General features: G+C 36.3%; 6 protein-coding genes. 3 read left to right on the top strand and 3 right to left on the bottom strand.

Going from position 1 to position 9,776, the window contains the following annotated elements; genetic code table 11:
* Positions 1-114 precede the first annotated feature (114 nt).
* Entirely contained in the window at positions 115-1,224 is a 1,110-nt protein-coding gene (locus ACFPM4_RS17800; RefSeq protein ID WP_382354793.1) for a glycoside hydrolase family 172 protein, read from the bottom strand.
* A gap of 289 nt (positions 1,225-1,513) precedes the next feature.
* On the opposite strand from ACFPM4_RS17800, the gene ACFPM4_RS17795 reads away from it, so the two are divergent.
* From ACFPM4_RS17795 to ACFPM4_RS17785, 3 genes are all read left to right on the top strand, one after another.
* Positions 1,514-2,899 carry an ABC transporter substrate-binding protein gene (locus tag ACFPM4_RS17795; RefSeq protein ID WP_382354790.1) on the top strand — a complete coding sequence of 462 codons (1,386 nt, stop codon included), beginning with the start codon at positions 1,514-1,516 and terminating at the stop codon, positions 2,897-2,899.
* A gap of 121 nt (positions 2,900-3,020) precedes the next feature.
* Positions 3,021-3,218, top strand: a complete 198-nt coding sequence (locus ACFPM4_RS17790; protein WP_144925861.1) for a hypothetical protein — start codon at positions 3,021-3,023, stop codon at positions 3,216-3,218.
* Positions 3,219-3,510: 292 nt separating this feature from the next.
* Positions 3,511-4,893 (top strand): ABC transporter substrate-binding protein, encoded by a 1,383-nt coding sequence (locus ACFPM4_RS17785; RefSeq protein WP_382354787.1) that lies wholly within the window; start codon positions 3,511-3,513, stop codon positions 4,891-4,893.
* A 78-nt stretch (positions 4,894-4,971) separates the two neighbouring features.
* Here ACFPM4_RS17785 and ACFPM4_RS17780 read toward each other — a convergent pair whose 3' ends face one another.
* A complete protein-coding gene (locus ACFPM4_RS17780) occupies positions 4,972-5,940 on the bottom strand; it encodes a LacI family DNA-binding transcriptional regulator (RefSeq protein ID WP_144925855.1) in 969 nt (322 codons plus the stop codon).
* 146 nt (positions 5,941-6,086) lie between these two features.
* Positions 6,087-9,416 carry a GH36-type glycosyl hydrolase domain-containing protein gene (locus tag ACFPM4_RS17775; RefSeq protein ID WP_382354783.1) on the bottom strand — a complete coding sequence of 1,110 codons (3,330 nt, stop codon included), beginning with the start codon at positions 9,414-9,416 and terminating at the stop codon, positions 6,087-6,089.
* Positions 9,417-9,776 lie beyond the last annotated feature (360 nt).

Raw genomic sequence — 9,776 nt, 5'->3', positions numbered from 1 at the left:
CAGAGGCTGGTCGAGCTTTCTTTCACTTCTCACTATAACTCTAAAATGAAAAATAGTGGGCAAAATCATCCGTCGATGACCTTACCCACTAATCTTAGTATGTTTTAATGAAAATCAGATATCAGAGCGTTTCACTTTGTCCTGTACGTTTTTTTCTAATAAATCAGCACTACGTTGTTCTCGATTTGGTAGAGTAGGAAATCGCATACTCGGAATGGTTTGGTACCAATATGCGGTGCTGCAATAATCATCACTTCTTTCAAAGTAGCTTACATTACTTCCTTCAGGTGTTCCCATTGCTCGGTAGTTTACAAAGTCCTTTCCATAATGCTTAATGGCTGGTTCATTCAGGCCATAACCAATTTGCTGAACAGTTACTTTAATATCCTCTTGGAAATAGATGGGATCTTTAATATGGAAACGATAGATAGAATAGAGGCCATTTTCTTTATCGACGAGTGGTGCACCTTGAAATGGCGTAATTATTTCATCTAATCCCCAGGCAGAACCCATGTAATCTTCTGCACCTGTACCACAAATAGTTGGATACGTTGAATCCCCATCTAGGAAAAACTTTACTTCTCCTTCTCCCCACCATGCATCATTAAATAGGGAGCGGATTCCAAGCACCGTTCCAAGATAAACTCCTTTTCCCTTCACACCATCCAGTATAGTATAGTCTTCATGCATAGGACATGGGTTGGATCTTCTGAATTGAGCATGGAAATAGCCAGTATTTTCATCATATTTGTCCCCTAAAGTAAAATCTATTTGGTAAAAGAATAAAGGAATATCTTCATCCCCGTCATTTTCTACTGTAATGCGAGCATTTGTTTTAAAGGGCATTGGAATCCAGCAATTAAACCCTTTGCCATCTTGCATACTAACATATTCTGTTACCATATTTTTTTGACGACCATGGGCAATTCCAAAAAAATCACCAATTGGAACTTCTACACTGGGATGTTCTTGATTATCCCAATACATACGAATGATGACATTACGCATATAGAATATATTTCCTGGGGTGAGCGTACACCAAATATGGCGAACCATCCCAGGGCCTTCTGTATCTAGTAAAATATGAGTTTCCCCTGCTTTAAAATTTTCAATACAAGGCGAACCTTTTCTTCCGTTATTTGTTTTTCCACCAGCGCCTTTTTCTGCTTGCGTATTTTCGGAAGTAGCCGCTCTGCTTTGGATGTCTTTTAATTGGAATAACACAATGATCCTCCTTCACTTAATGCAACTTTTATTAAAGTATACAGCATCTACTATTGCTATTCAGTAAAATCTTTTTTTTTGAAAAAATATATTGAAAGCGATTACTGAAAGTGCTATAATAGATTCATAGAAACGTTTCAATAAATATCAAGGAACTAAAGTATTATTTTTTTTAGACTATTTCGAAACGTTTCGAGCTAGAGCAACAGGAGGGATATTGCAGACTTAAATGGGGGAACTATAAGGTGTTTTATTCTAGTAAAATTATAAAAATAGGGGATGATATTTCATGAAAAAGGTATTTTCATTATTAGCTATTTCGGTACTTATTTTCGTTTTAGCGGCTTGCTCTGGCTCTGAATCGTCAGGTAAAAATGACAGCGGTAACAAAAAAGGAGATTCCAACGACAAGAAAGAAGAAGTGACAATTTCATATGCACACTGGAATCTTGGAACAGAAGAAGAAATGAACTTAGAACGCCTTATGTTAGAACAATTCCAAAGAGACTATCCGCATATTAAAGTTGAACTTTATGAGATTTCCGGAAACTGGAATGAACAATTAGCTGCGGCAGCAAGTGCAAATAATATGCCGGACGTTTTTGCTGTTCCTGACCTTCCACTAGCACTATCAAATGATTGGGTGTTAGATGTTACGGTAATGGCAGAAAATGATACTGATTTTGGTAATGTACCTCAAGTTGTACGTCAGTCAACAGAATATAATAAGCAAATTGTAGCTTTACCTTTTGCACAGCATTTCCTTGGATATTTTGTTAACAAAGACCTTTATAATGAAGCAAACTTAGATTATCCAACAATGGATTCTACAGTGGAAGAATTTGAAGCTGCAGTAAAAGATATTACAAATGTTCAAGCAGGAGTAATTGGACTTCAAAATGCTGGATCTATTGCTGACTGGTATCCTGCTGCTGCAAATCCAGATTCGGGTTGGTACACATACACAGATGGTAAGTATGAATTAAATAGTTCAGAATACATTGCAGGTGTAAAATTTGCAAATGAAGTAGTAACAAATGGCTATTCCTATGATAATTTAACAGATGAACAAAAAGCAAACTTTAAAGGTGAAGATGGCAACCAAGTTTGGTTTGAAGGTGACATTGGTATTAAATGGGATGGTTCTTGGGCAGTAAGTAGTTTAGTTGAAAATTCAAGCTTTGAATTTGACTTTATCGGAATTCCAGGAGGTAAGATTGTAATTACAAATGACTTACTTGGAATTTCACAAACAACTAAGCATGCAGAAGAAGCATTTATCTTTGCTAAGTATATGTCCTTTGGTAAAGAAGGATTTATGAAGCGTATGGAACTTGCAGCTGAGAATGGTAAAGTCGTAAACACATTACCAGTTAATACTGATCAAGAAATTTTAGACGAATATTTTGCACAAGCTCCAGTACCTGGTATTCAAAAGGCATATGAGAGATTAGATGAGGCAATTCTAGAGCCTGTTAAAACAGTTCCAGGTTATGCACAATCAAGATGGCATGCTCCAACTGGCGTAAAAGTTGGCGAACATGAAAATGCTACTATTGGGCAGTTACTTGATGCTATCATAAAGGGCGAGTTGAAAATAGAGGATTACGCAACACAGCTTAATGATCTTGCAAATGCAAAATATGAAGAAGCAGTAGCTGCTTTAGAAAACTAAGTTAATACGTTTAATGACCTCCGGTAATATAAAATCGGGGGTTGTTTTTCTTAGTGAGTTAATCAAATGTTTCTATATATAAAGTAGTGGAAGTATATTGTTTAATAGAATTGTATAATAGTTGAAAACAGTACCAGGATATGTTCAATCTAGATGGGCAGCTCCAACAGGTATTAAAATTGGTGATATTGAAAATGCTCCAATGTCTGATCTAATCAATGAATTTATTACTGGTGATATAAAAATCGAAGATTACGCATCAGAAATCAATAGAATTGCAAATGATAGATATCAAGAAGCTTTAGATGCATTAAAATAACAAATGTAGACAAAAGGTCCTATTTTATATAGAGCCTTTTGTCTATAAAAATATAATAAATTTCAAATATAAATATTGAAAGCGTTTACTCCCTGTGATATAATATATCTATAGAAACGTTTCGAAATAATATGAATTGTATATTTTTTACATTCATTTTGAAACGTTTCACATAATCTTGGGGGTGAAGGGATAGTATTTGCTTTCGCTGGTTAATGCTATGAGAGCGTTGGGGGGCCCTGAAAAGGGAATAATCATTTTGGCATAAAAAAATAGAGCAGGAGTGATTTTAATGAAAAAATTGTTCTCGTTATTAGCTGTTTTATGTTTAGTATTTGTCCTAGCTGCATGTTCTGGTTCAGAGAAGACAGAGAAAAAAGATGAAGGTAAAAAAGGGAATTCAGACGAAGAGAAAACAGAGCAAGTGACAATCTCATATTCTAACTGGAGCGTTGGAACAGAAGAAGAGATGAACTTAGAGCGTCTTTTAATTCAACAGTTTCAAAGGGATTACCCAAATATTAAGGTAGAAATTAAAGAAATCACTGGAGATTGGAATGAGCAATTAGCGGTAGCAGCTAGTGCGAATAATATGCCGGATGTTTTCGCTCTTACTAATATGCCATTAGGACTGGCGAATGATTGGTTATTAGATATAACTGTGATGGCAGAGAATGACCCGGATTTCCAAAACGTTCCGCAAATTGTTCGTCAATCAACAGAATTTAATAATCAAATTGTTGCAGTACCACATTCACAAAGTATGTTAGGATATTTTGTTAATAAAGATCTTTTTAACCAAGCAAATATAGATTATCCTACGATGGATTCATCTGTAGAGGAGTTTGCACAAGCTATTAGAGATATAACAAATATTAGTGAAGGTAAAATTGGAACGCAAGATGCAGGATCTATTCCTGATTGGTATCCAGCAGCAGTTAATCCAGATTTAGGATGGTATACGTATAATGATGGTTCCTATCAATTAGATAGTAAGGAGTTTATTGCAGGTGTGAAGTTTGCTACTGAACTAGTAACTAACGGTTATGCATATGCTTATTTAACAGATGAGCAGAAAGCTAATTTCTCAGGTGAAGATGGAACTCAAGTTTGGTTTGCAGGCGACATGGGCGTTAAATGGGACGGTTCCTGGGCTGTAGGTGGTTTTACAGAAAATGCTGATTTTGATTTTGACTTTATCGGACTTCCTGGAGGAAAAGTTGCGATTACGAACGACCTTCTAGGTATATCTAAAACTACAAACCATCCGGAAGAAGCATTTTTATTTGCTAAGTACATGTCATATGGTAAAGAAGGCTTTATGAAACGTATGGAAATCGCTGCAGAAAATGGAATGGTGGTTAGTGGATTACCTATTAACACGGATCAGGAGATTTTAGATGAGTATTTTGCTCAAGCACCAGTTCCAGGAATTCGTAAAGCATATGAAAGAATTGATGAAGCTATTTTAGAACCATTTAAAACCGTTCCTGGCTATATCCAATCAAAATGGGAGGCACCAACTGGTGTAAGTGTTGGAGAACACGATAATGCAACGATTGGCCAATTGATGGATGCGATATTGAACGGGCAATTGAAAATTGAAGATTATGCGGATCAATTGAATAAATTAGCAAACGACAAATATGCTGAAGCAATGGCTGAATTACAGTAATATATACAATAGAAACCCCTAGGAATTCAATTTCCTAGGGGTTTCTATTGTTCGTAATACCGCTTTCAAACTTTCTTTTTATGAAAGTTTTTGAACCGATTCTCCTTCTAATAATTCCACTGAAATTTTTTGTCGTTCTGTTTTTTCTTTCTTGATTAGTTTTAAAAGCTGTTCAGCTGCTGCTTTTCCCCAATCTTCTTTTGAATAATGAATAGTGGCAAGACGTGGACGTGTATAGTTAGATAGTTCGATATTATCAAATCCAATGATATGAACATGTTCACCAACATTGTATTGAGATTGTTCTAAGTAGTTATATATTCCAATTGCCATTTCATCATTAAAACTAAATACTGCAACTGGCTCCGCATAATTTGCAAGGATGTGTTTAGCTGCTCTTTCACCAGATGCTTTGTCAAAGTCACCTGGAATTATGGTGAGGTTAAGTGAAGGGTATCGAGAAAAAATCTCCTTAACAGCTTTTAATCTTCTGTTAGAGTCATATGATTCCTTAGATCCAGTCAAGATTACAAAGTTTTTATGTCCATTATTTAATAGGAAGTTAATTGCTAGTTCTGCACCCATTTCATTGTCTAATAGAACACGTTCAATATTAGGATGATCTATTTCACGGTCTAACACGATAATACGGTGACCTCTATCAGCATACGTAATGATCTCTTCATCGGGGAAGTGAGCATCTAATATAATGGCCCCATCAATAATACCTTCTGGGAGAAAGCGATGCGATTCTTTTCCAGTACATACAATTAAATCATAGCCTTTTTCGTTTAATGTTTTACGCATACCTCTTAGTAATTCCCCAAAGAAGGAACCACCATAATCTGTTAAGAAAGCACCGATAATTTTTGTTTTTCGTTTTTTTAATGTTCTTGCTGCTGCATTTGGAACGTAATTTAATTCTTTTGCAACGGCAAGAATTTTTGCGCGTGTTTCTTCTGTTACTTTTGGACTGCCATTTAGTGCATAAGAAACAGTTGAAATCGCGACACCTGCTTGCTTTGCAATGTCTTTAATACTTACCATTATTACATTCTCTCCAATCCTACAATACCACCTATATTAAATCCTAAATCTATTCACAATATTTTACAATAGCAGAACGGTCATTTTTAACGAAAAAGCGACGGTATTGTGAACCGCCGCCTTTTAGATGTGCTTAAACCAGAAGATTACATTGAGATTTCAATAACATTCTTCTCGTTATTTAATAATGCTTCGTAGTTCTCTTTTGTAATGCTTAGTCCGCCTTTACGGTATGTGTTACCAATTCTTTCTCCTTCTACCGCTTTACCATTAATCTTAACAGAGAAGTCGTTACCGCTAGTTAAGTGGTAAACGAAAGTTACTGGCTTACCAGCAATTTCAAAGTTGAAGTGTAATCCATCAAGGTTTTCAGGAAGTACTGGGTCGATAATTAGATTTCCACCTTCAAAACGAATACCTAGTACGTTAGAAACTAATTGATTAACGTAGATTCCAGGGCCGCTTGAGTAGATTCTCCATCCACCTTTAACTGGTACAGAACCAGCTCTTAGTTCACTGAAACGCTCTTGTGCTTCATATCGTGTATTAAATTTACCATCAGAACTACTGAAGTAAGAATTACTTTGACGATATTCAGCGTTCGGAACTGCTTTCTTAATGCTAACTGGGTTAACTACTTCAAGGGCTTTCCATGCGTCTGTAGCTTTTCCTAGTTTCGCCATTGCTTCGATATAGCGAAGATGAGCGTGAACGTAAAGTACACCAACTTCACGACCGAAGTTTGCTGCTTGTTCTGCACGTTGGAAATGAGTACTTACTCCACCTTTGTAGTTTGCAGGGCGATCCATTAAGCGTACACCGTCAGGGCTAAGGAATTTTTCTTGAATAAGTTGATAATTTGCTTCCGCTTGTTCTGGAGTTAACATTTCACTAATAATTCCACGTTTTAATGGAAGTAAGCGATATTTAATTCCAGTTTTTGTATCATCTGGATGTAGCATTTTTTCTGGTTTATCTGGTGTTTCCATGTAGACAAATCCAGGAATGACTTTAGATGGTTCCATATATTTTTGGAAGTCTGCTTTAATATTCTCAGCAAGCTCGTGTAATTCTTTCGCTTCTTCTGGTTTATTGCTTTCTAATGCATTAGCAAGTTTGCTTATTGCTTGGTAAGTCAATGCAACAGTCCAGCTACTTGCCATATATTTCTTCAATTGTTGATTAGCTGGTTGTAATGTATCATCCCAGTCACCATCACCATAAGAAGATAAATACGTATCATGAAGGAAATTATTTTTAATATATTCAATTTCCTTTTGTGCATGTTCATAAATAGTTGCTGTTTCTTCTGTGAATTGGAATGAACCATGTTTCGTGTAAGGGACTTTTTCTTCTAAAATGCTGAAGTCTTTTGTAACAGCTAGATAGTCACCTAATACTTTCAATGGCCATACGATAATGTCACCATGGCTTTCGCCAGCTTGAATGTTTTGATAACGGTCAAACATGAACCATTGTGGCCAGTTACCATTGTCAATCCATTGGTGAGAATATACTCTTTTCAGAATAGTTTTTACGACATCCATTTTTTGAGTTGCCGTGAAGTATTCTACAGGTCCTTGCATAACATCACGTGTACCCCATGCAGCACCACTATATTGCTCTAGACCATGTGGTACAGAGTAATGTACAAGCATATTATGTGTATACCACCATGCAGTTGTATTGAATTTTTTAACTTCATCTGGAGTAGATTCTCCAAGAGTTAATTCAAAGCCATTCATTGTTTCTCTGAAGAATTCACGGTAACGCTCAATTTCCGTATTTTCATCAGCTTCTACTAATTCAGTTTCTTGACCATGAAGTAAACCTTGAATTGTAATCGACCAGTTTGCAGATGATTTTACATCAAGTACAAGTAATGATGCAGCATTTGGCTCTACACCTTTAGCAAAAACTGTTTCGTCTGCAACAGCGAAATCTGCACCAGATACACGAAGGCGATATGCTAATTCAGGATATGCATTTTTATTTAGTGCACCTTCTCCAGCAGTAAATGTTAATGTGTCATTATCTTGTTTCATTACATATGGTGCTTCATATTCATTAGCACTCATAATTACTTGATCAGTTACAAAGTATTCATAAGCTTTTCCACTTGCAGTACGAACGTTTAATTGAACTTGTTTTGTATCTACTGTTGTAAAGTTTGTAATGATAAATGTTTCTTCTTCTGTTTTGTAATACCATCTAGTATAGTTAAAGCCAATTTCAAATAGGGAAGGCATTGTTAGTAAGTGATATTTGTCACCTAATTTTACGTAGATGCGTTCGCCTGATGTTTTCATTACGTTTAAATGACTACGTGAATTTGTATTGAACTTATTGAATGAAGTGTTTCCAATAACTAATTGGCTGTTGAAAATACCATACATATAGGACGTAGTTGTAATCACTTCATCGATATTTTCAACATTATTACCACTCATTAAAATATGTCCATGTGGACGTTCAACTAATAACTCTTTTTCTTTTAACACTACATGCTCATGTGTATCTGTGAAGAATGCTAGTAATGTATCTCCGTCATATTCTTCTTGATGACGATTTGGGAATAGTTCTTTTACTTCGTCACTTGTCATGGAAACAGTTTGAAGTGGCTCTCCGAAAGTGGAAGTTTTTTCTACTTTATCAACAGCAGTAAAAGTAGGCTCTGGTTGTCCACTTACTTCTTCCCATGCAGCGGAAAGCTCGTCTTGGAATTCTAATGAAGTAACTGCATCATCATGAGTTTCTTTATATAGGCCATAGAAAACAAATTGTTCAGTACCTGAAAGAGTTACTTTTTCTGTTTGTAAAGCTGTATAAGCAAATTCATATTGATATACTTCGTTAGCAAGACTTTCATTATATAGAGCTTCTGGTTTATTTGTTTCTTTATAGGATTTTCCAAAGAATTGGAAACCATCTGTTGAATAACCAACAATTTTAGATAAAGAACCTTGTTGTAAGTAAGAGAAACCAGCTGGTTGACGTTGGTTTTGACGTGAGCAAACAATGTAGCCACGTTGGTCATCGTTAAAAATAGCATGGTCAATATATTGAGATACATATGCTTCGTTGTTACGAACTGCACCAATGCTAGCAATAGCAAGGTCTTGACCGTAAACGACGTCAATTTCTACGTCTGATCCTTCGACTTTTACATCCCAGAACCAAATACCTTTATCAGTAAGTGTAAAAGTAACTTGATAGCTTACACCTTTGTATTCACCTTTCCAAGCTACTTGATTGTCAGCTTGAAGGAATGTGCTTGGGGAATTTACGCCAAGTAAAGGAGTAACGTCGATATTGTTACCGTTGTGTATACGTAAGTAAATATTGTTTAAAGATCCGTCAAGTGGATTCGCAATCCATTGGTTAATCATTAAATGTTCATGTGTTGCTACTTTTAAGTCTCCGCTATTTAAAAAGGAAAACTCAATATTAGCAGCTTTAACGTTTTTAGTAGTCATGTCTATCTCCCTTTATAACATTGTTTTTTAATAGCCCTGTTGAAACAATAGGTTGTTGAGTTATAACATTGATTGGAGCGGAAGGCACGAGACTCCTGCGGGATAAAGGGTCAGGGTGAGACCCCACAGACGCGTTAGCGTCGAGGAGGCTCACCGAACCTTGTCTAGTTCAGGCTCCTAGTGGCTAGTGAATTTTCGGACACTTCCCTACGATAAGTCATCATCGACTCGTACCTCGTCGTGATTCCTTTATCTCAGTCAGTGTCCTAGAAAATTCATACGCCACTAGACAGTCGCCTTCACTTTTCGTAGCCCGCGGAAAGCGAGTGCCTGGCAGGCTAAAGTCGCCACGTCCTGTGG

Origin of the sequence: Lederbergia graminis, from assembly GCF_042655485.1 — a bacterium.
Classification (GTDB): Bacteria; Bacillota; Bacilli; order Bacillales; family Bacillaceae_C; genus Lederbergia; species Lederbergia graminis.
The sequence above is the reverse complement of the archived record's forward strand: the minus strand, read 5'-3'. Positions and strand labels throughout refer to the sequence as shown.